Annotated in this window: 24 protein-coding genes; 13 read left to right on the top strand and 11 right to left on the bottom strand. The window is 71.5% G+C overall.

Going from position 1 to position 25313, the window contains the following annotated elements; all coding sequences use genetic code 11:
- Window positions 1-45: 45 nt before the first annotated feature.
- The 6 genes from E3D03_RS15775 (at window position 46) to E3D03_RS15750 (ending at window position 7184) form a co-directional block, all read left to right on the top strand.
- Window positions 46-1413 carry a YcjX family protein gene (locus tag E3D03_RS15775; RefSeq protein ID WP_263567732.1) on the top strand — a complete coding sequence of 456 codons (1368 nt, stop codon included), beginning with the start codon at window positions 46-48 and terminating at the stop codon, window positions 1411-1413.
- 6 nt (window positions 1414-1419) lie between these two features.
- Entirely contained in the window at window positions 1420-2574 is a 1155-nt protein-coding gene (locus E3D03_RS15770) for a YcjF family protein (RefSeq protein ID WP_411969830.1), read from the top strand.
- A gap of 169 nt (window positions 2575-2743) precedes the next feature.
- Window positions 2744-4795 carry a penicillin-binding protein 1C gene (gene pbpC, locus E3D03_RS15765; protein WP_263567730.1) on the top strand — a complete coding sequence of 684 codons (2052 nt, stop codon included), beginning with the start codon at window positions 2744-2746 and terminating at the stop codon, window positions 4793-4795.
- Between the two features lie 66 nt (window positions 4796-4861).
- Window positions 4862-5293, top strand: coding sequence for an alternative ribosome rescue aminoacyl-tRNA hydrolase ArfB (gene arfB / locus E3D03_RS15760; protein WP_062561432.1), 432 nt, complete (start codon window positions 4862-4864; stop codon window positions 5291-5293).
- Entirely contained in the window at window positions 5290-5748 is a 459-nt protein-coding gene (locus E3D03_RS15755; RefSeq protein ID WP_263567729.1) for an NUDIX hydrolase, read from the top strand. Before arfB ends, E3D03_RS15755 begins: the two co-directional genes overlap by 4 nt.
- 8 nt (window positions 5749-5756) lie before the next feature.
- Entirely contained in the window at window positions 5757-7184 is a 1428-nt protein-coding gene (locus tag E3D03_RS15750; RefSeq protein ID WP_062561430.1) for an inorganic phosphate transporter, read from the top strand.
- Here the strand turns inward: E3D03_RS15750 and E3D03_RS15745 are convergent.
- Genes E3D03_RS15745 through E3D03_RS15730 form a run of 4 tightly spaced genes read right to left on the bottom strand, consistent with a single transcriptional unit; the run spans window position 7181 to window position 11546 of the window.
- Entirely contained in the window at window positions 7181-7957 is a 777-nt protein-coding gene (locus E3D03_RS15745) for an ABC transporter ATP-binding protein (protein WP_263567728.1), read from the bottom strand. The genes E3D03_RS15750 and E3D03_RS15745 overlap by 4 nt on opposite strands.
- Entirely contained in the window at window positions 7957-8991 is a 1035-nt protein-coding gene (locus tag E3D03_RS15740) for a FecCD family ABC transporter permease (RefSeq protein WP_062561428.1), read from the bottom strand. Before E3D03_RS15740 ends, E3D03_RS15745 begins: the two co-directional genes overlap by 1 nt.
- Entirely contained in the window at window positions 8988-10082 is a 1095-nt protein-coding gene (locus E3D03_RS15735) for an ABC transporter substrate-binding protein (RefSeq protein WP_263567727.1), read from the bottom strand. Before E3D03_RS15735 ends, E3D03_RS15740 begins: the two co-directional genes overlap by 4 nt.
- 57 nt (window positions 10083-10139) lie before the next feature.
- Window positions 10140-11546: a YncE family protein gene (locus E3D03_RS15730; protein ID WP_263567726.1), complete on the bottom strand. Its 1407-nt coding sequence runs from the start codon at window positions 11544-11546 to the stop codon at window positions 10140-10142.
- 141 nt (window positions 11547-11687) lie between these two features.
- On the opposite strand from E3D03_RS15730, the gene E3D03_RS15725 reads away from it, so the two are divergent.
- Together E3D03_RS15725 and E3D03_RS15720 are read left to right on the top strand one after the other, a co-directional pair.
- Complete coding sequence (locus E3D03_RS15725) at window positions 11688-12521, top strand: alpha/beta hydrolase (protein ID WP_263567725.1); 834 nt, start codon at window positions 11688-11690, stop codon at window positions 12519-12521.
- Between the two features lie 54 nt (window positions 12522-12575).
- Entirely contained in the window at window positions 12576-12842 is a 267-nt protein-coding gene (locus E3D03_RS15720; RefSeq protein ID WP_263567724.1) for a hypothetical protein, read from the top strand.
- Here the strand turns inward: E3D03_RS15720 and E3D03_RS15715 are convergent.
- The gene (locus E3D03_RS15715; RefSeq protein ID WP_263567723.1) at window positions 12817-16677 is read right to left on the bottom strand and encodes an amino acid adenylation domain-containing protein; all 3861 of its coding nucleotides are present in this window, start codon (window positions 16675-16677) and stop codon (window positions 12817-12819) included. The genes E3D03_RS15720 and E3D03_RS15715 overlap by 26 nt on opposite strands.
- Before the next feature lie 153 nt (window positions 16678-16830).
- Between E3D03_RS15715 and E3D03_RS15710 the strand changes: the two genes are divergently transcribed.
- Window positions 16831-17403: a cytochrome b gene (locus E3D03_RS15710; protein WP_263567722.1), complete on the top strand. Its 573-nt coding sequence runs from the start codon at window positions 16831-16833 to the stop codon at window positions 17401-17403.
- Between the two features lie 88 nt (window positions 17404-17491).
- Window positions 17492-17824, top strand: coding sequence for a DUF2794 domain-containing protein (locus E3D03_RS15705; RefSeq protein WP_062561421.1), 333 nt, complete (start codon window positions 17492-17494; stop codon window positions 17822-17824).
- Here the strand turns inward: E3D03_RS15705 and E3D03_RS15700 are convergent.
- From E3D03_RS15700 to cobA, 5 genes are all read right to left on the bottom strand, one after another.
- Window positions 17821-18618, bottom strand: coding sequence for a crotonase/enoyl-CoA hydratase family protein (locus tag E3D03_RS15700; protein WP_263567721.1), 798 nt, complete (start codon window positions 18616-18618; stop codon window positions 17821-17823). The genes E3D03_RS15705 and E3D03_RS15700 overlap by 4 nt on opposite strands.
- A gap of 65 nt (window positions 18619-18683) precedes the next feature.
- Window positions 18684-19607: an AEC family transporter gene (locus E3D03_RS15695; RefSeq protein WP_263567720.1), complete on the bottom strand. Its 924-nt coding sequence runs from the start codon at window positions 19605-19607 to the stop codon at window positions 18684-18686.
- Window positions 19600-19839 carry a sulfurtransferase TusA family protein gene (locus E3D03_RS15690; protein ID WP_263567719.1) on the bottom strand — a complete coding sequence of 80 codons (240 nt, stop codon included), beginning with the start codon at window positions 19837-19839 and terminating at the stop codon, window positions 19600-19602. The genes E3D03_RS15695 and E3D03_RS15690 overlap by 8 nt, the downstream gene beginning before the upstream one ends.
- Complete coding sequence (locus E3D03_RS15685) at window positions 19836-20339, bottom strand: DUF2478 domain-containing protein (protein ID WP_263567718.1); 504 nt, start codon at window positions 20337-20339, stop codon at window positions 19836-19838. The genes E3D03_RS15690 and E3D03_RS15685 overlap by 4 nt, the downstream gene beginning before the upstream one ends.
- An 85-nt stretch (window positions 20340-20424) precedes the next feature.
- Window positions 20425-21156, bottom strand: a complete 732-nt coding sequence (gene cobA / locus E3D03_RS15680) for a uroporphyrinogen-III C-methyltransferase (RefSeq protein ID WP_263567717.1) — start codon at window positions 21154-21156, stop codon at window positions 20425-20427.
- Window positions 21157-21258: 102 nt separating this feature from the next.
- Here cobA and E3D03_RS15675 point away from each other — a divergent pair, with 102 nt between their 5' ends.
- From E3D03_RS15675 to plsY, 3 genes are read left to right on the top strand one after another with little or no spacing between them, the layout of a single operon-like run.
- On the top strand, window positions 21259-22218 hold the full coding sequence (locus E3D03_RS15675; RefSeq protein WP_263567716.1) for an aspartate carbamoyltransferase catalytic subunit: 960 nt from the start codon (window positions 21259-21261) through the stop codon (window positions 22216-22218).
- On the top strand, window positions 22215-23486 hold the full coding sequence (gene pyrC, locus E3D03_RS15670) for a dihydroorotase (protein ID WP_263567715.1): 1272 nt from the start codon (window positions 22215-22217) through the stop codon (window positions 23484-23486). The genes E3D03_RS15675 and pyrC overlap by 4 nt, the downstream gene beginning before the upstream one ends.
- Window positions 23483-24067 carry a glycerol-3-phosphate 1-O-acyltransferase PlsY gene (gene plsY, locus E3D03_RS15665; RefSeq protein ID WP_263567714.1) on the top strand — a complete coding sequence of 195 codons (585 nt, stop codon included), beginning with the start codon at window positions 23483-23485 and terminating at the stop codon, window positions 24065-24067. Before pyrC ends, plsY begins: the two co-directional genes overlap by 4 nt.
- Window positions 24068-24149: 82 nt before the next feature.
- Here the strand turns inward: plsY and E3D03_RS15660 are convergent, their stop codons facing one another.
- Window positions 24150-25025, bottom strand: a complete 876-nt coding sequence (locus tag E3D03_RS15660) for a 3-hydroxybutyryl-CoA dehydrogenase (protein WP_263567713.1) — start codon at window positions 25023-25025, stop codon at window positions 24150-24152.
- Between the last annotated feature and the right edge of the window lie 288 nt (window positions 25026-25313).

Raw genomic sequence — 25313 nt, 5'->3', positions numbered from 1 at the left:
GCCGCCCGGCTGCATATCTTGGCCGGGCGACAGGCGGGGGACCGGATGGGAATTGCCGACGATCTGATGCAGGGCCTGGGGATTTCCGACCCGGTGATCCGGCTGGGCGTGACGGGGCTGTCGCGCGCCGGCAAGACCGTGTTCATCACCTCGCTGGTGGCGAACCTGCTGGACCGGGGCCGGATGCCGGCGCTGCGCGCGGCGGCGGACGGCTCGCTGAAGGCGGCGTGGCTGCAGCCGCAGCCCGACGACACCGTGCCGCGCTTCGACTACGAACGCCACCTGGCCGCCATGACCGGCCCCGACCCGCATTGGCCCGAGGGCACGCGCCACGTCAGCCAGTTGCGCCTGTCCCTGCGCGTGCAGCCGCGCGGCATGATCGCCGGCTGGCGCGGTGCGCAGGTGCTGCATCTCGACATCGTGGACTATCCGGGCGAGTGGCTCTTGGACCTGCGGCTGATGGAGCGCGACTTCGACACCTGGTCGCAGGAGGTGCTGGACCGCATGAAGGGCCGGCCCGGCGCGCTGGAATTCCTGGCCGCGCTGGCCTCGACCGATCCCGCGCGTTTCGAGGAAGGCGCGGCACAGGCGCTGGCCGCCGCCTATACCAGCCACCTGCACCGGGCGCGCGAGGCCGGCTGGTCGGACTGCACCCCCGGCCGCTTCCTGATGCCCGGAGAACTGGAGGGCTCGCCGGCGCTGACCTTCACGCCGCTGCCGCAGCAGATGCGCGACACGGCCTTGGGCCGCGAATTCGCCCGCCGCTTCGGCGCCTACAAGGCGCGGGTGGTGCGGCCGTTCTTCCGCGAGCATTTCGCCCGCATCGACCGGCAGGTGGTGCTGATGGACGTGCTGGGCGCGATCCACGCCGGGCCGCAGGCGGTCGAGGACATGCGCCGCGCCATGGCCGACATCCTGACCGCCTTCCGCCCCGGCCGCGCCGGCTGGCTGGCGCAGCTTCTGGGCACAAGGCGGGTCGAACGCATCCTGTTCGCCGCGACCAAGGCCGACCATCTGCACCATATCCAGCACCCGCGCCTGACCGCGATCACCGCCGCCATGCTGCGCGAGGCCCGCGACCGCGCCGATTTCTCGGGCGCGCGGACCGAGGCCATGTCCATCGCCTCGCTGCGCTGCACCACCGAGGAGATGATCCGCCAGGACGGCGAGGAATTGCCCGCGGTGCGCGGCACGCTGATGGACGGGCGGCAGGCGGCCTTCTATCCCGGCGAGCTGCCGGCGAACCCGGCCGAACTGCTGGTGCCGGCAAGCCAGGGTGCTGCGCGCTGGCTGGACGGCGATTATGCGATCATGGACTTCGCCCCGGCCCCGGCCACGCTGCGCCCGGGCGACGGGCCGCCGCATATCCGGCTGGACCGGGCGGCGGAATTCCTGATCGGCGACCGGATCTGAGGAGGCATGATGGCTGAACCCCCGAAAGACCTCGCGAAACGGCGCGGGCCGGTCCTGATCGAGATGGAGGCCGCCCCCGATGCCGCGCCCTCCGAGCCCGAGGCCGTGGCCCAGGTCATGCCCGAGACGCCGCCGCCGCCCCCTTCCGGCGACCGTCGCGACCGGCGTGCGCCGCGCAGCGAGACGCGCGAGGGCGCGGCGCCCTCGCCCGCCGATGCCCCGGCGATCGAGGACGGCCCGCTCGCGCCGCTGCCGCAGCCCCGCACCATGCAGATGGTGGCGCGGCTGGTCGGCGCCGGTCCGTCCCGGCTGACGCGGTTCTTCCTGAATACCGGGGTGGCGCTCTTTACCTTCCTGTTGTCGGTGGCGGCGCTGCGCTACCTGACCGACCTGCTGAACGCCTATCCGCTGCTCGGCTGGATCGGCATCGGGCTGATGGTGCTGTTCTGCCTGGCGGCGCTGGGGATGGCGTTCCGCGAATACCGGGCCTGGGCGCGCTTCGGCGCCATCGACGGCATCAACCGCGCCGCTGGTGCGGCGCTGGCCTCAGGCGACCTGGCGGCGGCGCAGCAGGTGGTGGGGCGGATGGAGAGCCTCTATCGCACCCGGCCCGAGCTGGAATGGGGCCTGACCCGGCTCAAGGAGCGCAAATCCGAGGCCTATGACCCCGAGACCCTGATCGCCCTGGCCGAGGGCGAGCTGCTGGCCCCGCTGGACCAGCAGGCCCGGCGCGAGATCGAGGCCGCCGCCCGCACCGTGGCCGCCGCCACCGCGCTGATCCCGCTGGCGCTGGCCGATGTCTTTGCCGCGCTGGCGGCGAACCTGCGCATGATCCGGCGCATGGCCGAGATCTATGGCGGCCGCGCCGGCGCCGTCGGCGGCTGGCGGCTGGCGCGCACGGTGATGACGCATCTGGTCGCGACCGGCGCCGTCGCGGCCGGGGACGACCTGATCCATACCGTCGCCGGCGGCGGCCTGCTGGCCAAGGTCTCGAAACGCTTCGGCGAGGGGGTGGTGAACGGGGCGCTGACCGCCCGCGTCGGCATCGCCGCGATGGAGGTCTGCCGGCCCTTGCCCTTCATCCACCAGCCGCGCCCCAAGGTCGGCAACCTGATCGCGCGCGGGCTGAAGGGGCTGTTCGGCGAGGACGAGCCGCGCTAGGCGCCCCGTTGCTGGAGTATTTGGAAAACGGTGAAAGGCGCAGGGCCTGCTCGTCTTCTTTGCTCCCCAAATACCCATCCGGCCGCGCGCATCTGCACTGCCGGTCGGGTATTTTCAGAGCAAAGAAGCGGCCGTTTCCCGTGCCGCGGCGCTGGCGTATGGTTCGGGCATGAGATCGCGCCGCCTTGCCTTGCTTCTGATGTCTCTCGTGCTGCTGCTGGGGCTGGGCGCCGGGCTGCGCGACCGGCTGGACGCCTGGGTCGATGCGACCGTGCTGCCGGGGCTCGAGGTGGCGGTCGGCGTCGAGGTGGTGGCGCGGGACGGCAGCTTGCTGCGGCCGTTCCAGGTGGCCGACGGGCGCTGGCGGCTGGATGCCGGGCCGGTCGATCCATTGTTCCTGGACATGCTGCTGCTGTGGGAGGATCGGCGCTTCCAGCGCCATGGTGGCGTCGACGCCCTGGCGATGCTGCGCGCCGCGGGGCAGGCGCTGCGGCATGGGCGGGTGGTTTCGGGCGGCTCGACCCTGACCATGCAGGTGGCGCGGCTGATCGAATCCGGGCCGACCGGGCAATGGGCCGGCAAGCTGCGGCAGTTGCGGCTGGCGCTGGCGCTGGAGCGGCATCTGGGGAAGCGCGAGATCCTGGCGCTTTACCTGCGCCTCGCCCCCTATGGCGCCAATGTCGAGGGCATTCGCGCCGCCAGCCTGCAATGGTTCGGCAAGGAGCCGCGCCGGCTGAGCCCGGCGCAGGCGGCGCTGCTGGTCGCCCTGCCGCAATCGCCCGAGGCGCGGCGGCCCGACCGCTTTCCCGCGGTCGCCAAGGCGGCGCGGGACCGGGTGCTGGCGCGGGCGGCGGCGGCCGGGCTGATCTCGGCCAGCGATGCCCGGGCGGCGATGGCCGAGCCGGTGCCGCGCGCGCGCCGTGCCTTTCCGGCCCTGGCGCCGCTGCTGGCCGCGCGGCTGCTGCGCGAGCATCCCGGCGCCACCCGGATCGAGACCACCATCGACCCGCGCCTGCAGCGCCGGGCCGAGGATCTGGCCTCGCGCGCCGTGCGCGGCACCGGGCGGCGGCTGTCGGCGGCCGTGGTGCTGGCCGATCACCGGACGGGCGAGATCCTGGCCGAGGTCGGGGCGGCGGACTGGACCGACGGCGCCTCGGCCGGTTTCGTGGACATGGCGCGGGCCTGGCGCAGCCCGGGCTCGACGCTGAAGCCCTTTGTCTATGGCCTCGCCTTCGACGACGGGCTCGCGCATCCCGAGACGCTGATCGAGGACCGCCCGACCGCCTTCGGCCGCTGGCAGCCGCAGAATTTCGACAGGCATTTCCGCGGCACCGTCAGCCTGAAGAACGCGCTGATCTGGTCCTTGAACATCCCGGTGGTGAAGCTGGCCGATGCGGTCGGGCCGAACCGCATCGCCCAAGCCCTGCGCCGCGGCGGGGTCGAGCTGCGGCTGGCGGGCGATGCGCCGGGCCTGGCCGTGGTGCTGGGCGGAGCCGGGGTGACGCTGGAGGGGCTGGCGCAGGGCTATGCCGCGCTGGCGCGGGGCGGGCGCGGCATCACGCTATCGGCGCTGCCCGGCGGCGCGGCGGCCGGGCAGGCGCCGATGTTCGGCCCGGTCGCGGCCTGGCAGGTCGGGCATGTCCTGGCGCAAAGCCCGGCGCCGCATGGGGTGCGGCAGCGGGTGCTGGCCTACAAGACCGGCACCTCCTACGGGTTTCGCGACGCGCTGGCGGTGGGCTATGACGGGGCGCATGTCGGCGCGGTCTGGCTGGGCCGGCCGGATGGCACGCCGGTCCCGGGCGGCTTTGGCGGCGACCTGGCCGCGCCGGTGCTGTTCGACCTGTTCGACGCGCTGCCCTCGGTCGCGCTGCCGCCGCCACCGCCGCAGGCGCTGACGCTGCCGAACAGCGCGCTGCCGCTGCCGCTGCGCCGCTTTGCCGCCCCGGGCGAGGCGAGCGCCGCCGCCGCCCGTCCGGCCAGTCCCGATGCGCTGCGCCTGACCTATCCGCCGGACGGGGCCGAGCTGGAACGGCGCGGGCCGCTGACCGCCAAGGCGCGGGGCGGGCGGGCGCCCTGGACCTTTCTGCTGAACGGCGCGCCTGCCGCCATCGCCCGGCCGCAGCCCTGGGCCGAGCTGCCCGATCCCGGTCCCGGCTTTGCCCGCCTGACGGTGGTCGATGCCGATGGCGCCTCGGCGACTGCGACAATACGGTTGCACTGACGCGATTTGCGCGTTTCGTGATTCGCTTGACCTTTTCTTAACCGGATTTTGCGACATATTCCGACCATGCTGCATATCAACGACCAGATCACGATCCAGGAATGGGAGCTGTCCGAGCAATTCACCCGGTCTCAGGGACCGGGCGGGCAGAACGTGAACAAGGTCGAGACCGCGGTCGAGCTGCGCTTCGAGGCCGAGCGCTCGCCGCATCTGGCGGCGCCGGTCAAGGCGCGGCTGAAGCGGCTGGCGGGCCGGCGCTGGACGCTGGACGGCGCCGTGCTGATCCGCGCCGAAGAGACCCGCAGCCAGGCCCGCAACCGCGAGCTGGCGCGCGAGCGGCTGGCCGAGCTGATCCGCCAGGCCCTGGTCGCGCCGCGCAAGCGCATCCCCACGCGCCCGACGCTGGGCAGCCAGCGCCGCCGCCTGGCCGCCAAGACCCAGCGCGGCGAGGTCAAGGCCGGCCGCACCCGCATCCGCGATGCGGAGGGCGGCGAATGATCGTCGAGTTCCGCGACAGGCTGGCCCGCCTGCTGGGCCGCCGCCCGCCCGAGATGCAGGTCGCCGCGCTGTGCCTGGACGAGGCGAGCGGCCAGGTGCTGCTGGTGACCAGCCGCGGCACCGGGCGCTGGATCGTGCCCAAGGGCTGGCCCATGCCCGGCCGCAGCCTGGCCGGCGCCGCCATGCAGGAGGCCTGGGAGGAGGCCGGCGTGCGCGGCCGCGCCGGGCCCTGCGAGATCGGCCGCTATCGCTATGACAAGGACCAGGAGCGCGGCTTCGCCATCCCGGTCGAGGTGCGGGTGTTCCCGCTGTATGTCGAGAGCCTGGCCGAGGACTATCCCGAGGCCGAGCAGCGCCAGCGACGCTGGTTCCCGCCCGCCGAGGCGGCGCGGATGGTGGCCGAGCCGGGGCTGCAGCAGATCCTGCGGGCGCTGCCCGCCGCCGCCGGGTCGTGACGCGGGGCATGGCGCGCTATACCCGGGAATATCGGACGCTGGACAAGGACTTGCGCCGCGTCACCCATAGCGAGCGGGCGATGCTGCAATCCGGCCGCCCGGTGTTTCGCCTGGGGCTGGCGCTGATCTTCATGGCCGCGGCCGCCTATGCGGCGACGGCGATCTTTGCCGGCCAGCCGGCGCTGGGCATCGTCGCCGCCGCCATGGCGGTCGCGGCCTGGCTGGCGCTGTCGATCGGCGCCAACGACGTGTCGAACTCGCTCAGCCCCGCCGTCGGCGCCGGGGCGATCGGCATGGGCACCGGCCTGGTGCTGGTCGCGGTGATGGAGGTGCTGGGCGCGGTGATCGCCGGCGGCTCGGTCACCCAGACCCTGACCGAGGGGCTGGTCGGCGACGCGCTGGGCCAGGGCGAGGCGACGGCGCGCATGATGCTGACCGCGCTCTTGGCGGCGGGGGGCTGGATCACGCTGGCGACCTGGCTCGACGCGCCGGTCAGCACCACCCATTCGGTCGTCGGCGCCATCGCCGGCGCCGGGCTCGCCAGCTTCGGCCCCGGCGCGGTGAACTGGCCCGAGCTTGGCATGATCGCCATCGGCTGGGTGGTTTCGCCGCTGATCTCGGGCGCGCTGGCGGCGCTGTTCCTGGCGGCGCTGCGCAACCGTGTCATCGACCGCGCGGACCGGGTCGCCGCCGGCCGGGTCTGGCTGCCGGTCATGGTGGCGCTGACCACGGCGCTGCTGGGCTCGATGGCGGGGGTGGCCTGGCACGGGCTGCCGCTGGTCGCCATCCTGGCGCTGGGCCTTGGCGCCGGTGCTGCCGGCTGGGCCTATGCCCGGCTGCGCCTGCAGCGCGAGATCGCGGCCAATCGCGGCGACCAGTTGGCGCTGAAGAAGCTGCTGGGCGTGCCGCTGGTTACGGCGGCGATGGTCATGGGATTCGCGCATGGCTCGAACGACACCTCGAACGTCGCGGCGCCGCTGGGCATCATCCTCGACAGCCTGCCGACCCGGACGGCGCTGCTGCCGCAGGGCCGGCTGGTGCTGCTTCTGGGCGGCATGGGCATCGCGCTGGGGGTGCTGCTGTTCGGGCGCCGGCTGGTGCATATGGTCGGCAGCAAGATCACAAGGCTGAGCGCGGCGCGGGCGCTGTGCATCTCGCTGGCCACCTCGGCCACGGTGCTGGGGTTTTCGGCGGCGGGGCTGCCGGTCTCGACCACGCATATCGCCGTGGGCGGCGTCTTCGGCATCGGCTTCTATCGCGAATGGCGCGACCGCCGGCTGGCCGCCGCCCGGCCCGCGCTGCCGGACGAGGAACGAAGGCGGCGCCACCTGGTGCGGCGCTCCTACATGCGGATGATCCTGGGGGCCTGGCTGATTACCGTGCCGGCGGCGGCGGCGCTGGCGGCGGCGCTGGTCTGGATCGGGCGGCTGCTCTAATTCGGGGCGTGTTCGCCGTCGATCAGCACCATGATCCGCCCGCGCGAGCAGCGCTCGACCCGGGCCTCGACGCCATAGACCTGCGCCAGCAGGGTGGGGGTCAGCACGTCTTCGGGCCGGCCCTCGGCATGGGTATGGCCGTCGTGCAAGAGCACGATCCGGTCGGCCCATTGCGCTGCCAGCGCCAGGTCGTGCAGCACCGCGACGACGATCCGCCCCTCGCCCGCCAAGCGACGCAGCTCCGACAGGAGCCGCACCTGACGCGCCAGGTCCAGCGCCGAGGTCGGCTCATCGAGCAGCAGCAGGCGCGGGTCGCGGACGATGGCCTGGGCCAGGCTGACCATCTGGCGCTGCCCGCCCGACAGCGCCGACAGCGGCTCCAGCGCCAGGGCGGCGATGCCCAGCGTCTCCATCACCGCCAAGGCGGCGTGGTCGGCCTGGCGGGCGCCGATGGTCGCCCCGGCCCGCAGCGCCGCGATCACGCTTTCCAGCGCCACCAGCGACGAGGCGCCGGGCAAGGTCTGCGGCATGAAGCCGACCAGCCGCGAGCGATCCCGGGCCGGCATATGCGCCAGGTCCTGCCCGTCCAGCACCACCCGGCCGCCATGCGGCTGCAATTGCGCGATGGCGCGCAACAGGGTCGACTTGCCGGCGGCATTGGGGCCGGCCAGCACCGTGACCTCGCCCGGGCGCAGCAGCGGCAGGTCCAGCCCCTGAAGCACGGGACGCGCGCCGAAGCGGACCGAAATGCCCTGCGCCAGCAACCCCTGCATCAGCGCCTCCGCCCGCGCAGGATCAGCGCGAAGAAGATCGGCAGGCCGATCAGCGAGGTGACCAGCCCGACCGGCAGCAGCACGCCGGGCACCAGCGTCTTCGACAGCGTCGAGGCCAGCGACATGACCAGCGCGCCGGTCAAGAGGCTGGCGGGCAGGAAGACGCGGTGGTTCTCGCCCACCAGCATCCGCGCGATATGGGGGCCCGCCAGGCCGACGAAGCCGATTACCCCGACCATGGACACGGCGGCGGCCGACAGCAGGCTGACCCGGAACAGCGTCCAGCGCCGCAGCCCGGTCACATCGACGCCGAAGCTGCGCGCCTGGTCCTCGCCCAGCCGCAGCGCGGTCAGCCGCCAGGCGGCGCGAAAGGAAAACGGCACCGCCGCGACCAGCACCACGACCAGCATCGCGACGCCCGGCCATTGCGCCGAGGCGAGGCTGCCCATGGTCCAGAACACCAGCTGTTGCAGCGCGTCGGCCGAGGCCATGAACTGCACCAGCGACAGCAGCGCGGCGGCGGTGAAGTTCAGCGCCACGCCGAAAAGGATCAGCACCTCGGGCCCGCCGCCCCGGATGCGGCCCAGCAGTTGCAGCAGCGCCAGGGCGCCCAACGCGAACAGAAAGGCATTGCCCGAAACGCTCCAGACCGGCGGCAGGCCGGGGATGGTCAGGCCCAGGACGATGGCGACGGCGGCGCCCAGCGCGGCAGAGGCCGAGACGCCCAGGGTAAAGGGCTCGGCCAGCGGGTTTTCCAGCACGGTCTGCATCTCGGCCCCGGCCAGCGCCAGCGCCGCGCCGACCAGCAGCGCCATGCAGGCCACGGGCAGGCGCACGGCCCAGACGATGACCTCGGTGCCGCGCGCGACCTCGCCGCCGGTCAGGGCCCGCAGCGTATCCGACAGCGGCAGGCCGGCCGGGCCGGTCACGAGATCCAAGAGCAACGCGGCCAGCGCCGCGACGGCCAGCACGCCGACCAGCACCGCGTGGCGCCGGCCCTGCCGGTGATAGCGTTCCAGCGTGTCCGTGGTCATTGCCCCTTGGTCACCCACCAGGTGCCCGGCACGGTCACGGGCGAGAAGCGGGCGTTGATCTCGGCCAGGGTGGCATTCGGATCCACGTCCTGGAACAGGTCGGGGTGGAAGGTCTTGGCCAGGTATTCGATCAGCGCGATATGCACCGGCGAATCGTTGAACATATGCCAGACGCCGCCCGCGCGGCCGTCCTGCACCGCCCGCAGCGCCGAGAAGCCGGGCGCCGAGACCAGCGCGTCGAAACTGGCCTGCGCCGTCTCGGCATCGACGCCCGAGCCCAGCACCAGCCCGCCCCGCGCCGCCATATGCGTGCCGCCGGTCGCGACATAGACGTCCGGGTCGGCGGCGATCAGCGCTTCCAGGCTGACATTGCCCTGCACGGTCTTCACGGTCTCGTTGCCGATGTTCGCGCCGCCCGCCGTGGTGATGAAGTCGTGGAACACCCCGGTGCCCACGGTGGCGCAGCAGCCAGTCGGCGCAGCATGGACGTGGAAGAACACGCGCGGACGCGGCACCTGCGGCGGCAGGCGGTCACGGATGCGGTCCAGCCGGGTTTCGTAGAATTCGGCGAATTCCTCGGCGCGCTCCTCGGCGCCGGTCAGCTTGCCCAGGATGCGCAGGCTGGGCATCGAGTTCTCCTGCGGATGCGAGAAGAAATCGACATAGGCGACCGGGATGCCCGCGGCCTCGATCTGCTGGCGGGCCAGGTCGGTCGCCGGGTCGTTCTGGTCGACCAGCGTCAACACCACCAGGTCGGGATGCAGCGCAATGATCGCCTCGGCCGACAGGCCGCGCGCGCCGGCGCCGACCGGCTTGATCTGGTCGAGGCTCGGGAATTTCGCGCGATAGGCCGCCAGCGTCGGTTCGTCCAGCGCCCGCGCCAGCCGCCAGCCCGAAACCAGCGCCACCGGATCGTCGTGGATCAGCCCCAGAACCGCCAGATGCCGCGCCTCGGCCAGGACGACATGCTCGGCCGGTTTGGGCAGGGTGACCTCGCGCCCCAGGATGTCGGTCGCCGTCACATCCGCGCGGGCCGCGGCCAGCGAGGCGATCAGGGCAAGGGCGGCCAGCAGGGCGCGGGTCAGGGTCATGGCGTCGGTCCTCAGGAGAGGCGGGGCGCGCCGTCGCGCCCCGCGGTCCGGGCCCTTTTACTCGGCAACCGGGGCGATGCGCCAGATGCGGTCGCCGGCCTCGTCGCCTTCGCCCTTGGACTTGTTCACCGCCCAGACATTGCCGTTCTGGTCGGCGCGCAGCTGGTTCGGCATGCTGCCGGCATCGAGGTTCGCCACGATCTCGCCTTGCGGGTTGACCGCGGTGATGGTGCCGGCGCCGCGGTTCGCGACATAGGCCAGCCGGCCCTTGGGCTCGAAGGCGACGTTCAGCGGCCCGGCGCCCACGGCGACATCATGCAGCACCTCGCCGGTTTCCGCCTTGACGATCAACAGGTTGTCGGTCGCCTGCGAGGCGACGAAGATCAGCCCGTCCTGCGGGTCGTAGGCCACGCCCGAGGCGGCCTTGACGCCCGGCAGCGGGATCACCTTGACCTCGCCCGACTTCAGGTCGACCAGCGCGGCCTCGGGCGTGGCGATGCTGACGGTGACCAGCTTGCCGCCGGCCTCGTCGATGTCCAGCGCCATGGTCGAGAATTCCTCGCCCCGCACGCCCGACTTGATGACGATCGGGTCCAGCGGCTCCAGCGTCTTGATGTCGAAGACCTTGATTTCGGGCGCGCCGGTCGCGGCGACATAGGCGCGGCCGTTGGCCTCATCGACCACCACGTCGCGGGCATGCGGCACGGCGCCCGGCTCGAACTGCTTGACCAGCGACAGGTCGGACTGCTTGTAGACCGCGACGGTGTCCTGGCGGGTATTGGTCACCCAGACATTGCCGTTGGCATCGTCCACGTCCACGCCATAGACCGCGAACAGCCCGCCGTCGCTGCCGTCCGGCCGCGCGGGGGCGGCGCCGGGACTGGTTTCGACCAGGATCTTCAGCGTCTCGGGGTCGATCTTGACCAGCTTCGATTCCTTGACCGGGGGCCGGCCGACCGCGCTGGTCACGAAGACCGCGTCGCCCGCGCCATTCAGCCGCACCTGGTAGAGGCCGCGCACCACCGGCTCGCTGGCGATGGTGTATTTCTCGGCGCCGCCGACCGGCACCTCGGGCGAGATCTTCAGCTCGACCACCTCGGCCGAGGCCGGGTTCTCCGTCACAACGACGATGGGCTGCAAGCCGGTCTCGGCCTCGGCGTCGATGTCCAGCGGGAAGCTGAACTTGCCGTCCTGGCCGATGCTGATCGGCTCGGCGTTCAGCGGCTTGGCGCCGCGCAGCAGGGTGACGGTCTGGCCGGGGATCAGGTCCTCGCCCTCGATCACCGCCTTGCCGCCCTTGACGACCGGGGCGCGCTCGACGCCGCCGGCGCCGACATCGCCGGCGAAACTCACCAGCGGCTTGGTGAAGATGGTCTCGGCCAGGGCCGGGCCGGCCAGCAGCGACAGGGTCAGCGCCGAGGCGCCCAGCAGCGCGCGGATCGAGGGGCGGGATGGAAGGGTCATGGGAAACTCCTGCAAGGACGGACGGGGATCGCTGACCGCTTGGGCTGGCTTCGTTCGCCGGGCAACCTATATTTCCGACAGTCCTTGTCAACTAAGACGCACCGGGGCAAAGGGGATGCGGGCAGAAAAGGATGTCGCAGAATGTCGCAATTCGGCAAGGTTGGACCGGGGCACGCGCAGGGGCAGGCGGGCTTGCAGATCTTCCGGACCGGGGCGCCGACGCATGACCTGTCGCAGCGGGTCGTCGACGTGGGTCCGGGGCACCGGCTGTTCCTGGCCGTGCCCAAGGCGCCGGCGCCGGCCGGGGGCTGGCCGGTTCTCTACATGCTGGACGGCAACGCCGCCTTCGACTTCCTGACGCCCGAGCATCTGGCGCTGGCGCCCGGCCTGGTGCTGGTCGGCATCGGCTATGACATCGACCGGCAGTTCGCACGCGAGCGGCGCACGCTGGATTTCACCGCGCCGGACGGGCCGGGCGACGGGCTGCGTCCCGATCCTGTGCATCAGGGCCGCACGGCCGGCGGCGCCGCGATCTTCCACGACCGCCTGATCGGCCCCCTGCGCGCCGCGGCCGAGGCCGGCTTGCCGGTCGATCCGGCCCGCCGCACGCTCTGGGGCCACAGTTTCGGCGGGCTTTTCACGCTTTACGCGCTGCTGGCGCGGCCGGGGCGGTTTGCGCGCTATGCCGCGATCAGCCCCTCGATCTGGTGGGACGAGGCGTTGATCCGCCGCGTGGCGCAGGCCGCGGCTCCCGCCACGCTGCCGCTCTTGGTGGCGCTGGGCGACCGCGAGAAGCGCTCGGGCAGCGACGGCCCGCCACCGGACGGCCCGGCGCCCGCGACCATGCAGTTCATCGCCGACCTGCGCGCCCATCCCGGCCATGACGCGCAGGTGCATGTGCTGCGCGAGCATATCCATATCCAGACCCTGGCCGGGTCGTTCCCGCTGGTGCTGCCCTTCGCCGCCGCGGCTTAACCGGATCTTCAGGCTTTCGCGCTCATCTGGCGGCAGAAAGTAAGGAGATTCGGAATGGCGATCGTCAGATTTGCGCTGGTCCTGCTGGGGGTGGTCCTGTGCTGCCTTGGCCTGGTCCAGATTCAGGAAGGGCTGCCGGGCTATTATTACTCGCGCGGCATTGCCGAACTGCAATCGGATGCGAACGCATTGCTGCTGGGAATCGCCTGGTTGATCGGCGGGCTGGCCAGCGGCGTGTTCGCGCTGGCCTTCCCTGGTCTTCCCGGCGGAACCGGCGCGGCGCCGGGTTCGACGTCTAGCCCTGCGTCATCCGGCGGCTGAGTTCCGGCGCGATCAGGGCCGAGGCTTCGGCCGAGGTCATCCCGGCATGCAGGAAGGGCAGGTCGATCACCTCGACCGCGCCGGCATGAGGTGCCCACATCTCGGGGTGCAGGTTGCGGTCCTTGTGGTCCAGCGCGGCGCGGAAATGCGTCACCGTGCCGGCAAGGCGGCGGTGATGATGCGCCCGGATCAGCCGGTTGGTGGCGGTGACGGTGCGCACCACGCCGTCCAGCACCTGCTGCGGCAAGGCCCCCAGTGCGCTGTCGCCCCGGCGCAGGAAGGCCACGACCTTGTCGCGGCTGTCGAGCTCGGGGTGGCCCTCGGGGTCGTAGCCGGCGATGGCCAGAAGCGCGCGCAGGGCGGCGACCGGGTCGGGCTCGGGCTCGTTGCGCCAGGCGTCGGCGGGATAGCTGTCCAGCATGCCGACCAGCCCCGCCTCGCGGCCCATGCCGGTCAGGATCACCGCGATGTCCTGCGCCAGGATGCCGCCGACCGACCAGCCGGCCAGGTGCACCGGCCCCTGCGGCACCCGTTCGGCGACGCGCCGGGCATAATCCTGCGCCAGTGCCGACAGGCTGTTTGGCATCGGCGCGGCCGGGTCCAATCCCGGATGCTGCAGCCCATAGACCCGCCGCGCCGGCGCGATCAGCCGCGCCAGTGTGCGATAGCCCCAGGCCAACCCGCCGGCCGGGTGGATCAGGAACAGCGGCGCGGCGCTGCGGTCGCCCTCGGCCAGCAGGATCACCGGGCCCAGCCCGTCGTCGCGCGGCCCCTGCGCCTCCAGCGCGGCGGCCAGCGCCGACAGGATCGGGTTTTCAAAGATCGTGCCCAGGCCAGGATCGCGGCCGGTCGCCTGCTCCAGCGCCTGCGCCAGCCGCACGGCGGACAGCGAATCACCGCCGAGGGCGAAGAAATCCGCCTCGGCCGGGGCGGGGGCGTCCAGGTGCAGGATCTGCTGGAACAGCCCGGCCAGCAGCTCTTCGGTCGGGCCGGCGGCGGCGCGGCCCACGGCAGAGAATTCCGGCGCCGGCAGCGCCTTGCGGTCCAGCTTGCCGTTCGCGGTGACCGGCAGCGCCGCCAGCGCCACCTCGGCCGAGGGCACCATATAGCCGGGCAGCGATCCCGCCAGCCGCTCGGCCAAGAGGCCGGGGCGGTAGTCTGGGCCAGGCACCAGATAGGCGACCAGGCGCTTTTCGCCGGCGTGATCCTCGCGCGCCATCACCACCGCCTCGCGCGCCAGGCCGGACGCCATGATCGCGGCCTCGATCTCGCCCAGTTCGATGCGCAGGCCGCGGATCTTGACCTGGTGGTCCGAGCGGCCAAGGTAGGTCACCGCCCCGTCCGGCCGCAGCCGCGCCAGGTCGCCGGTGGCATAAAGCCGGCCCAGCGGGCTGTCGATGAAGCGTTCCGCCGTCAGGTCGGGCCGGCCCAGATAGCCGCGCGCCAGCTGCACGCCGCCCAGGTAGAGGTTGCCCGCCAGCCCCGGCGGCACCGGGCGCATGCGGTCGTCCAGCACCGCCAGCGCGGTGTTCCAAACCGGAAAGCCGATCGGGACCGGGTTCGAGCGATCCTCGGGCGCGGCGGGCCAATAGCTGACATCGACCGCCGCCTCGGTCGGGCCGTAGAGGTTGTGCAGTTCCGCCGCCATGCGGGCATGGAAGCGGTCGCGCTGGTCCGCCGTCAGTTCCTCGCCCGAGCAGAAGACGCGGCGCATCGCCAGCCCCTGCGAGGCGGGCGCGGCCAGGAAGGCCGACAGCATCGAGGGCACGAAATGGCAGGTGGTGATGCCGCGGTCGCGGACCGCCCTGGCGATGGCCGCGGGGTCGCGATGCGCGCCGGGCGGGGCCATGACCAGCTCGGCCCCGGCGATCATCGGCAGGAAGAACTCCCAGACCGAGACGTCGAAGGTGGCCGGGGTCTTTTGCAGGATGCGGTCGTCGGCGGCGATGCCGTAATGCGCGGCCATCCACATCAGGCGATTGACGATGGCGCGATGCTCGACGGCGACGCCCTTGGGCTCGCCGGTCGAGCCCGAGGTGAAGATCACATAGGCCAGGTCGCCGGGGCGCGGATCGGCGGCGACCTGTCCCTCGGCGGGCCAATCTTCCGGGAAGATCAACGGCGTGCCGGCCGGGAACAGAGGCGCCAGGTCCGGCGTGGTCAGGACCGCGACCGGCTGCGCCAGCGCCAGGATGCGGGCGATGCGGTCGGGCGGGTGCTCGGGGTCGAGCGGCAGATAGGCCGCGCCGGCGCGCAGCGTGGCGAGCAGCGCCAGCGGCAGCTCCAGCGAGCGTTCCAGCGCCACGGCGACGATGCGGTCGCGCCCGGCGCCGCGGGCCGCCAGCGCCCCGGCCAGCGCGGCGCTGCGGCGGTCCAACGCGGCAAAGCTCAGGGTCTCGGTGCCGAAACTCAGCGCGGGCGCCTCGGGCGTGGCGGCCATCTGCGCCGCGATCAGCGCGGTCAGCGTGGTGTCGGGCAGCGGGTGGCGGGTCGCCTGCGTGCGGGCGGCGAAACGCGCGATCTCCGCGGGGCTGGCGGTCGGCACCTCGGCCAGCGTCCGGGCCTCGAGCGCGGTGGCGATGAAGGCCAGCAGCCGGTCGCCATGACCGCGCACCTCGTCCGATGCGTAAAGCGCCGGGTTGGCATCGACCTCGAAGATCATCCCCGAGGCCGGATCGCCGCGGAAGGTCAGCGTCAGGTCGTCGACCGCGCCCGCGCCCAGGATATGCAGCCGGCAGTCCAGGTCCGGGAAGTCCGGCGGGCGGTCAAAGGGTTGCACGTTCACGATCGGGCCATAAAGCCGGCGGGTGCCGCCGACCAGGCCCAGTTCGCGGCGCAAGAGCTCGCTGCGGTAAAGCCCGCGGCGGCGGCCCTGCGCCATGGCCTTCGACTGCGCCGCCAGCCATTCGGGCAGCGGCGCGTCCTCGTCCAGCCGCAGCCGATGCGGCAGCACGTTCATCGCCATGCAGGGCACCTGGGCGATCTTGCGGCCCATCCGGGCCATGAAGGGCAGGCCGATCACCGCCTCGCCGCCGGTCCAGCGTGCCAGATAGGCGCCGCAAAGCGCGTTCAGCACGTCGGGCCAGCCCAGCCGGTGCTGCGCGGCATGCCCGGCCAGCCGGTCCAGCAGCGCCGCCGGCACCTGCCGGGAATTGCGCAGGAACTCGCCGCCGCTGACGGCACGGCCGGGGGCGGGGCCGGTGACCTCGGGCAGGTCGGCAAGCTGCGCGTGCCACCAGTCGCGGTCGGCCGCGCGCCGGGGCGAGGCGCGCCAGGCCGCGTCCTCGTCCAGCGCCAGCGCCAGCGGGCCGAAGGGCTCGGGCTCGGGCCCCCGGCCCAGCAGGGCGGCGTAATGCGCGGCGATGCGGTTGGTGACCAGCACCATGCCATAGCCGTCGATGGCCAGGTGATGGATGCGCTCGTAAAGGAAATGCCGATCGGACCCCAGCGCGATCAGGGTGAAGGCGGCGGCGGGCTCCTGCGCCAGGTCGAGGGCGCGCCGGCTGTCGGCCAGCATCTGCGCCATGGCCTGCGCCTCGGCCGCGGGCTGGGCGGTCAGGTCGGTAAAGCCCAGGATCGGCGGCAGGCCGACGCATTGGCGCGGCCCCTCGGCGCCGTCGCGAAACCGCAGGCTGAGCGCCGGGCTTTCGGCGATGGTGCGCGCCACCGCCTGGGCCAGCGCGTCGCGGTCCAGCGGTCCGGTCAGTTCCAGATATTGCCCGGTGTTCAGGATCGGGTTTGCCGGGTCCAGCGCCTGGACATACCACAGGCCCTGCTGCGGCTCGGTCAGCGGCCAGCCCGTCCTGCTGGGGTCGTCGCGCTGTGCTGCGTTCATGGCGGTCCTGCCTTGGCTGGGGCACGGGAAACGGCGATCCACGGTCCTGACGACCATGTTACCCCGCGCGAGGGTTTGCAGGACTTGCCCGCTCGGGGATAGGCCCATAATGTCGCTAAGGAAATTAGTCAACTTTGCCCGCCAGGAGCCAGCATGACCTCCACCCCCAACCTACCGCTGCGCGATACCGACCGGGTCTATGGCAAGGTGACGCGCCTGCTGCACTGGAGCATCGCGGCGCTGCTGGCCTGGCAGTTCGTCGGCATGGGGCTGAAACTGGCGCTGGGCCGGCACCCGGTCGCGGCGGTCTTCGTCGGCTCGCATCAGAAGGTCGGCACGGTGCTGTTCCCGCTGATCGCGCTGCGGCTCGCCTGGGCCTTTGCCAACCGCGGCCACCGGCCCGACCATGGCGCGGGCGCCCTGGGGCTGGCGGCGCGCTTTGGCCATCTGCTGCTTTACGCGGTGATGGTGATCGTCCCGGTCGCGGCCTTGCTGCGCGCCTATGGCTCCGAGCGGGGCTTCGCGCCCTTCGGCTTCCAGGTCTTTGCCCCTCAGCTGCCCGAGATCGGCTGGATGGTCCGCGCCGGCGATGCGCTGCATGGCGAGATGGGCTGGCTGCTTCTGGCGCTGATTGCCGGCCATATCGTCATGGTCGGGCTGCACGAGGGCATGTGGCGCGACGGCACGCTGGCCCGCATGGCCGGGCGCCGGCGGGCGGGTCTTTAAAGGCACAGATCGCGGGCATTCCGGCCGGGGCGGCGCGCAGCCGCCCTTTTTCATTGCCTGCGCGCAGGCGGGGTGTCACCATTGCGACATGAACATGCCCTTCGGCTTCAACGCGGATCAGGATCGGGTGGCCTTCGACCGGGCCGAGCTGGGCGTGATCCTGTCGCTTTACGGCCGCATGGTGGCGGCGGGGGAATGGCGCGACTATGCCATGTCCTTCCTGCGCGAGGCCGCGGTCTTCTCGGTCTTTCGCCGTGCCGCCGAACATCCGCTGTATCGCATCGAAAAACGGCCCCGGCTGCGGGCGGCGCAGGGGCAATATGCGGTGATCGGCATGGACGGCCGCATCCTGAAGCGCGGCCACGACCTGCCCGTGGTGCTGCGGGTGCTGGAAAAGAAGCTGATCCGCCCGGTTGATTAATCCGGCCGGATCTTGACCGCCGTGCCCTGCGCGAAACTGTCCAGCCGCCCCTTGGCCGCATCCTGGGTGTTGACGATGCCCGCGAGCGTCGCCTCGGCATAGGCAGCGTCCAGCCCGGACATGTTCTGCATGTGGGATATCCCCGAGCAGATGGCGAAATTCGACAGCGGCGTGTTCTGGGCGGCGCGGCGGGCGATCTCCAGCGCCTTGGCCTCGCTGTCCTGAACGCGGTATTGCGCCAGACCGACCGCGACCGCCTCGTCGCCGGAATACAGCCGGCCGGTCAGCATCATGTCGATCATGCGCGCCTGGCCGATCAGGCGCGGCACGCGGATGGTGGCGCCGCCGCCGGTGAAAAGCCCGCGCTGGCCCTCGGGCAGGCCGAAATAGGTGGTCTCGTCCATGACGCGGATATGCACCGAGGAGGCCAGTTCCAGCCCGCCGCCGACCACCGCGCCCTTCAGCGCGGCCACGACCGGGATGCCGCCGTATTCGATCTTGTTGAAGGCCTCGTGCCAGCGCAGGCACAGGCGCATGAACTCGGCCGGGCTGCGTTCGGCGCGGCCATGCTCGACCAGGTCCAGCCCGGCGCAGAAATGCGGCCCCTCGGCGCGCAGCACCACGGCGCGGGCCCCCGCGGCGGGCAGGGCGGAAAACAGCGCCACCAGTTCCTCGATGGTCCGGGCATCCAGCGCATTGCGCTTGGCGGCGCGGTTCAGCGTGACGGTGGCGACGCCGTCCTCGTCCATGTCGAAGAGCAGGTTCTGAAGGTGCAGTTCGGAAATATCCGGCATGGCGGGGTCCCCCTTGGATGTCTCGCAGGAATTGAATATCCGTTCATTTCCTCGCGGTCGAGGGCCTAGTGGACCAGCAGGATCACCAGCGGCAGGGTGACGATGGCGGCGGCGGTCGAGATCAGGATCGCGGTCGAGACGCGCTGCACCGCCACGCCGAAATAGTGCGCCAGGATATAGACATTGCCCGCGACCGGCAGGCTGGCCGCCGCGATCATGACGCCGGCGGCGAAGGGCTCGACGTGAAAGACCAGCAGCGCCGCCGCCCCCACCGCCAAGGGATGCAGCACCAGTTTCGCGACGCTGAGCCAGATCGCCGGCCCCGGCCGTTCCGCGCCGCGCCCGGCGAGGCTGGCGCCGATGGCGAAAAGCGCGCCGGGCGTGGCGGCGGCGCCGAGCAGCGCCAGGAATTCCTCGGCCGGGCGCGGCATCGGCAGATGCGCCCCGGCCCAGGCCAGACCCGCCAGCATCGAGACGATCATCGGATTGGCGATGATGCCGCGCGCCAGCGGCATGACCGTGCCAAGCCCGATCCGGCCCTGCCGTGCCGCGGTGACGATCAGCGTGATCAGCGTCGAGAACACCACCATGTCGATGGTCAGCACCATCAGCACCGGCCCGACCGCGCGCTCGCCCAGCAGGACCACCAGCATGGGCACGCCCAGGAAGCCGGTGTTGCCGGTCATCGCCGTATGCGCCTCCATGGCGCTGGCGGCGAGCGCTTCGCCCCTGGCGCGGGCGACGGCGAAGCCGATCAGCCAGACCGCGAGCGAGCCGGCCAGATAGGCCGCGACGAAGCGCGGGTCAAAGAGGCTGGCCACGTCCAGCGTCGCGGCAAAGCGGAACAGCATGGCCGACAGCGCGAAGTAGAAGACGAATTTCGTCAGCCAGGCGGTCGCCTCGGCCGGAAAGACGCCGCCGCGCCCGGCCGCCCAGCCGGTGCCGATCAGCAGGAAGAACGGCAGGGTCTTGAGAAAGATCTCAAGCATCGCCCTGCGGGCCGCGTTCCACGGTATATTCGGTCTGGCCCGGCGCGGTCTCGACGGTTTCCAGCAGCCGGTGGCCGGACTGGGCGCAGAAATGCGGCACGTCGATCAGCGCGGCGCGGTCGGTCGCCAGGAGCGTGACCCGCGCGCCCGGCGGCAGGGCCAGCAGGCGCTTCCTGAGCCGCAGCACCGGCAGCGGGCACAGAAGGCCGCGCGCGTCGATCCGTTCGCTCACGCTGCCGCCCGGGTGCGGGTCTCGCACCAGCGCATCGCCGCCTCGGGGGCGACGGGCTCGGCGAGTTCGCCGGCGAAGTCGTGAAAGCCCGCAAGCTGCTCGGGCGCGACCGACAGCAGCACCGGGATGCCCTGGGCCAGCGCCTCGGCGATGAAGGCGCGGAAGCCGTTGCCGAAGCATTCCTGCTTGCCGAACTTGTTGACGATGACCAGGTCGGCGCCCTGCGCCAGCACCGATTCGGCCAGGGCCACGGCCTGGGCCAGCGCGCCGCCGTCCAGCCGGCAGCCCTCCGAGCAGGTGCCGAGGTCCTGGGTGATGCCGATCACCGCATCGGTGCCGAGGATGCGCAGCTGCATGTCGCAGTCGCGGTCGGCGCGTTCGATATTGTGCTGGACGGCGCCGGCCAGCCGCAAGCCGCGCGCCTGCAGGGTCTCGGCGGTGGCGGCCAGCAGGCGGTCGGCGGCGCCGGCGCCCGTGGTCATGGTGACGAAGCCCAGCATGATGCCTCCGTGACGGTTCAGGCGGCCAGAATAGTCCCGGCGGCGGCCGGCGCAACATGGGTATTTGGAAAACAGAGAAAGCCGGTCAGGGGCTTTCGGCCAGCGGCCCATAGAGGATCAGCGCCGGATGCGGGCTGGGGCCCTCGGCGGCAAGCAGCCGGGCCAGTTCGGCGACGGTGCTGCGGACCAGGCGCTGGTGCGGGTGGCCGACGGCCTCGGCCAGCAGCGCCGGGGTCTCGGGCGGCAGGCCGTTCGCGATCAGGCTCTCGGCCATCTGCGGGAAGGTGCGCTGGCCCATGAACACGACCGTGGTGGCGCGATCGTCGGCGAGCGCCGCCCAGTTCTGGTCCGCCGGCAGCCCGCCGGTCACGTCGGCGCCGGTGACGAATTGCAGCCGCCGCGCGGTCAGGCGCCGGGTCAGCGGCAGGCCGGCGACGGCGGCGGCCGCCATGGCCGAGGGCACGCCCGGCACGATCTCATGCGGGATGCCGGCGGCGCGCAGCGCGGTCAGCTCTTCCTCGAGCCGGCCGAAGATGCCGGAATCGCCGGATTTCAGCCGCACGACATGCTTGCCGGCGCTGGCATGTTCCACGAGCAGCGCGTTCACGCTTTCCTGCTTGGCCGAGGGGCGCCCGGCGCGCTTGCCGACCGCGATGCGTTCGGCCTGCGGCCCGGCCTGGTCCAGCACCGGCCCCGAGGCGAGGTCGTCGTACAGCACCACGTCGCAGGCTTGCAGCAGGCGGATGGCGCGCAGGGTCAGGAGCTCGGGGTCTCCCGGTCCTGAGGATACGAAGCTGACGTGGCCCTGGCTGTTCATGGCTCCGCGATGCGGCAAAATCCGCGTATTGGCAAGGGGCTGCTTGCCGGGTGACCGCGCATTTGCCATAGAGGGCGCGACCGCATCCGGGGGATCCATGCCATGTTCCGCGCCCGCCATCTTCTGGGGATCGAACCTCTCGCCCCGGCCGAAATCACCACGCTGCTCGACTTGGCCGAGAATTACGTCGCGCTGAACCGCCGCACGGTCAAGCATTCCGACGCGCTGGAGGGCATGACCCAGATCAACATGTTCTTCGAGAACTCGACCCGCACGCAGTCGAGTTTCGAGCTGGCCGGCAAGCGGCTGGGTGCCGACGTGATGAACATGGCGATGCAGAATTCCTCGGTGAAGAAGGGCGAGACGCTGATCGACACCGCCCTGACGCTGAACGCCATGCACCCGGACCTGCTGGTGGTGCGCCACCCGGATTCGGGCGCGGTCGACCTGCTGGCGCAGAAGGTGAATTGCGCCGTCATCAACGCGGGCGACGGGCGGCACGAGCATCCGACCCAGGCGCTGCTGGACGGGCTGACCATCCGCCGCGCCAAGGGCCGGCTGCACCGGCTGACCGTGGCGATCTGCGGCGACATCGCGCATAGCCGGGTCGCGCGTTCGAACCTGTTCCTGCTCGGCAAGATGGAGAACCGGCTGCGGCTGGTCGGGCCGGCGACGCTGATGCCCGCGGGCGCGGCGGATTGGGGCTGCGAGGTTTATGAGGACATGCGCGAAGGGCTGAAGGGCGCCGATGTGGTGATGATGTTGCGCTTGCAGAAGGAACGCATGGACGGCGGCTTCATCCCCTCCGAGCGGGAATATTACCACCGCTGGGGGCTGGATGCCGAGAAGCTGGCGCTGGCCGCACCCGATGCCATCGTCATGCATCCCGGCCCGATGAACCGCGGCGTCGAGATCGACGGCACCATCGCCGACGACATCAACCGTTCCGTGATCCAGGACCAGGTCGAGATGGGCGTCGCCGTGCGCATGGCCGCGATGGACCTGCTGGCGCGAAACTTGCGCGCCGAGCGCGGCGCCAAGGCCTCGGAGATGATGGCATGATCCTGCATTTCCAGAACGCCCGCCTGGTCGATCCCGAGGCGCTGGCCGTCGAGGAGGCGACCTTGACCCTGCGCGGCGGGCGCATCGAGGCGGTGGGGGCCGAGGCGCCCGCCGGCGCCGAGCTGGTCGATTGCGGCGGCAGGCACCTGGCGCCGGGGCTGGTCGACTGGGGCGTGAAGATCGGCGAGCCGGGCGAGCGGCACAAGGAGAGCTTCCGCTCGGCGGGCCTGGCGGCGGCGGCCGGCGGCGTGACCACGGTCATCGCCCGGCCCGACACGCTGCCGCCGGTCGATGCGCCGGAATCGCTGGAATTCGCCACCCGCCGCGCCGCCGACGCGCCGGTCAACATCCGCCACATGGCTGCCCTGACCAAGGGCCGCCAAGGCCGCGAGATGGTCGAGATGGGCTTCCTGCAGGACGCCGGCGCCGTGGCCTTTACCGATGGCGTGCGGGTTGTGGCCGATACAAGGCTGATGTCGCGCTGCATGACCTATGCCCGCGGCCTTGGCGCGCTGATCGTCGGCCATCCGCAGGAGCCGGGCCTGTCGAAGGGCGCGGCGGCGACCTCCGGAAAGTTCGCCTCGCTCTACGGCCTGCCGGCGGTCTCGGCCATGGCCGAGGTGATGGGGCTCGACCGCGACCTGTCGCTGGTCGCGATGACGGGCGCGCGCTATCACGCCGACCAGATCACCGTCGCGGCCAGCCTGCCGGCGTTGCGCCGCGCGCGCGAGGCGGGGCTGGACGTCAGTGCCGGCACCTCGATCCACCACTTGACGCTGAACGAATACGATGTCGGCGGCTATCGCACCTTCTTTCGCTTCACCCCACCGTTGCGGTCCGAGGACGACCGCATGGCCATGGTCGAGGCGGTGGCCGAGGGGCTGATCGACGTCATCGCCAGCTTCCACACCCCGCAGGACGAGGAATCCAAGCGCCTGCCCTTTGCCGAGGCCGCACCCGGCGCGGTCGGGCTGCAGACGCTGTTGCCGGCAGCGATGCGGCTCTACCACGCCGGCGGGCTGAGCCTGCCGCAGCTGTGGCGGGCCATGGCGCTGAACCCGGCGCGGCGGCTCGGCCTCGATGCCGGCCGGCTGGCGCCGGGTGCGCCGGCCGACCTGGTGCTGTTCGACCCCGAGGCGCCCTTCGTGCTGGACCGCTTCACGCTCTTGTCGAAGTCGAAGAACACGCCCTTTGACGGCGCCCGGATGCAGGGCCGGGTGCTGGGCACCTGGGTCGGCGGCCGGCGGGTGTTCGGAGGCGCGGCATGAGCCTGATCCTCTGGGCCGTCATCGGCTATCTGCTGGGGTCGATCCCCTTCGGCATCGTCATCACCCGGGCGTTGGGCCTGGGCGACCTGCGCAAGATCGGCTCGGGCAATATCGGCGCGACGAACGTGCTGCGCACCGGCAACAAGCCGGCGGCGCTGGCGACGCTGCTTCTGGACAGCGGCAAGGGCGCCATCGCCGTGCTGCTGGCGCGCTGGCTCGCCGGTTCCGATGCGGCGCTGGTCGCAGGCGCGGCGGCCTTCCTGGGTCACCTGTTCCCGGTCTGGCTGGGGTTTCGGGGCGGCAAGGGCGTCGCCACCTTCCTCGGCACGATCCTGGCGCTCGACTGGCGGCTGGGGCTGGCGGCCTGCGGGATCTGGCTGCTGACGGCGGCGGTGTCGCGCATCTCGTCGCTCTCGGCCCTGGTCGCAGCGGTGCTGACACCGGCGCTGGCCTGGTGGCTGGACGGGCCGCGCATGGCGGCGGTCACCAGTTTCATGGCGGTGCTGATCCTGGTCCGCCACCACGCCAATATCCGCCGCATCCTCGCCGGCACCGAGCCCAGGATCGGCAAGAAGGCCTGATCTTCTTTCTTGCGCAAATATCCCGGGGGAACGCCTCGGACGCCCCATCGAGGGGCGACCGAGGCGTGGGGGCAGAGCCCCCCTACCGCGTCGGAACCGGCTCTTCGCCCGAATAGTCGTAGAAGCCGCGCCCGGTCTTGCGGCCCAGCCAGCCGGCCTCGACATATTTCACCAGCAGGGGGCAGGGGCGATACTTGGTATCCGCCAGCCCCTCGTGCAGCACATTCATGATCGCAAGGCAGGTGTCGAGGCCGATGAAATCCGCCAGCTCCAGCGGTCCCATCGGGTGGTTCGCGCCCAGCTTCATCGACTGGTCGATGGACTTGACCGAGCCGACGCCCTCGTAAAGCGTATAGACCGCCTCGTTGATCATCGGCATCAGGATGCGGTTGACGATGAAGGCGGGGAAATCCTCGGCGCTGGCCGAGGTCTTGCCGATCTTCTCGACCACCTCGACCAGGGTCTTGTAGGTGGCTTCGTCGGTGGCGATGCCGCGGATCAGCTCGACCAGCTGCATGACCGGGACCGGGTTCATGAAATGGAAGCCCATGAAGCGCTCGGGCCGGTCGGTGCGGCTGGCCAGCCGGGTGATCGAGATCGAGGAGGTGTTCGAGGTCAGGATGGTGTTCGGCTTCAGATGCGGCAGCAGATCCTCGAAGATCGCCTGCTTGACGGTCTCGCGCTCGGTCGCGGCCTCGATCACCAGGTCGGTCTGGCCGACGTCGGTCAGGGTCATGGTGGTCGAGATGCGCTTCATGGCGGCGGCCTTGTCCTCGGCCGAGATCTTGCCGCGGCTGACCTGGCGCTCGAGGTTGTGGTCGATCAGCGCCACGGCCTTGTCCAGCGCCTCGCGCGAGATGTCGGTCATCAGCACGTCATATCCGGCCAGGGCGAAGACATGCGCGATGCCGTTGCCCATCTGTCCGGCGCCGATTATGCCCACCGATTGAATCGCCATGAACTGCCCCTTTCGTCGGTCAGCCGGGACGATAGGCAGAAGGTCAGGGCTGTTCAATGGAAAACCGCCCGGGCCGGGGCTCGGGCGGTTTGCGTCTTTTCCCGGGCGGTTGGGGGGCTCTGCCCCCCGCGCCTTGTGCGTCCCTCGATGGGACGCGCAAGGCGCTCCCCCCGGAGTATTTGTCGAAACGGTGAAGCGTTCAGAGCTTCCCTGTGAGTTCCGGGACGGTGGTGAACAGGTCTCCGACCAGGCCGAAGTCGGCGATCTGGAAGATCGGCGCCTCCTCGT

Origin of the sequence: Paracoccus sp. DMF (assembly GCF_004407025.1) — a bacterium.
GTDB lineage: Bacteria > Pseudomonadota > Alphaproteobacteria > Rhodobacterales > Rhodobacteraceae > Paracoccus > Paracoccus aminovorans_B.
This window is presented reverse-complemented; position numbering and strand designations above follow the sequence as displayed.

Coding starts and splice junctions, on each gene's coding strand:
- E3D03_RS15735 (WP_263567727.1), bottom strand. CDS start 10,082: ATGACCCTGACCCGCGCCCTGCTGGCCGCCCTTGCCCTGATCGCCTCG.
- E3D03_RS15660 (WP_263567713.1), bottom strand. CDS start 25,025: ATGGCGATTCAATCGGTGGGCATAATCGGCGCCGGACAGATGGGCAAC.
- E3D03_RS15695 (WP_263567720.1), bottom strand. CDS start 19,607: ATGCTTGAGATCTTTCTCAAGACCCTGCCGTTCTTCCTGCTGATCGGC.
- E3D03_RS15720 (WP_263567724.1), top strand. CDS start 12,576: ATGGCGATCGTCAGATTTGCGCTGGTCCTGCTGGGGGTGGTCCTGTGC.
- E3D03_RS15715 (WP_263567723.1), bottom strand. CDS start 16,677: ATGAACGCAGCACAGCGCGACGACCCCAGCAGGACGGGCTGGCCGCTG.
- E3D03_RS15710 (WP_263567722.1), top strand. CDS start 16,831: ATGACCTCCACCCCCAACCTACCGCTGCGCGATACCGACCGGGTCTAT.
- E3D03_RS15745 (WP_263567728.1), bottom strand. CDS start 7,957: ATGCAGGGGTTGCTGGCGCAGGGCATTTCGGTCCGCTTCGGCGCGCGT.
- E3D03_RS15705 (WP_062561421.1), top strand. CDS start 17,492: ATGAACATGCCCTTCGGCTTCAACGCGGATCAGGATCGGGTGGCCTTC.
- plsY (WP_263567714.1), top strand. CDS start 23,483: ATGAGCCTGATCCTCTGGGCCGTCATCGGCTATCTGCTGGGGTCGATC.
- E3D03_RS15685 (WP_263567718.1), bottom strand. CDS start 20,339: ATGCTGGGCTTCGTCACCATGACCACGGGCGCCGGCGCCGCCGACCGC.
- pyrC (WP_263567715.1), top strand. CDS start 22,215: ATGATCCTGCATTTCCAGAACGCCCGCCTGGTCGATCCCGAGGCGCTG.
- E3D03_RS15700 (WP_263567721.1), bottom strand. CDS start 18,618: ATGCCGGATATTTCCGAACTGCACCTTCAGAACCTGCTCTTCGACATG.
- E3D03_RS15775 (WP_263567732.1), top strand. CDS start 46: ATGGGAATTGCCGACGATCTGATGCAGGGCCTGGGGATTTCCGACCCG.
- E3D03_RS15740 (WP_062561428.1), bottom strand. CDS start 8,991: ATGACCACGGACACGCTGGAACGCTATCACCGGCAGGGCCGGCGCCAC.
- E3D03_RS15675 (WP_263567716.1), top strand. CDS start 21,259: ATGTTCCGCGCCCGCCATCTTCTGGGGATCGAACCTCTCGCCCCGGCC.
- E3D03_RS15750 (WP_062561430.1), top strand. CDS start 5,757: ATGGCGCGCTATACCCGGGAATATCGGACGCTGGACAAGGACTTGCGC.
- cobA (WP_263567717.1), bottom strand. CDS start 21,156: ATGAACAGCCAGGGCCACGTCAGCTTCGTATCCTCAGGACCGGGAGAC.
- E3D03_RS15770 (WP_411969830.1), top strand. CDS start 1,420: ATGATGGCTGAACCCCCGAAAGACCTCGCGAAACGGCGCGGGCCGGTC.
- E3D03_RS15730 (WP_263567726.1), bottom strand. CDS start 11,546: ATGACCCTTCCATCCCGCCCCTCGATCCGCGCGCTGCTGGGCGCCTCG.
- pbpC (WP_263567730.1), top strand. CDS start 2,744: ATGAGATCGCGCCGCCTTGCCTTGCTTCTGATGTCTCTCGTGCTGCTG.
- E3D03_RS15725 (WP_263567725.1), top strand. CDS start 11,688: ATGTCGCAATTCGGCAAGGTTGGACCGGGGCACGCGCAGGGGCAGGCG.
- E3D03_RS15755 (WP_263567729.1), top strand. CDS start 5,290: ATGATCGTCGAGTTCCGCGACAGGCTGGCCCGCCTGCTGGGCCGCCGC.
- arfB (WP_062561432.1), top strand. CDS start 4,862: ATGCTGCATATCAACGACCAGATCACGATCCAGGAATGGGAGCTGTCC.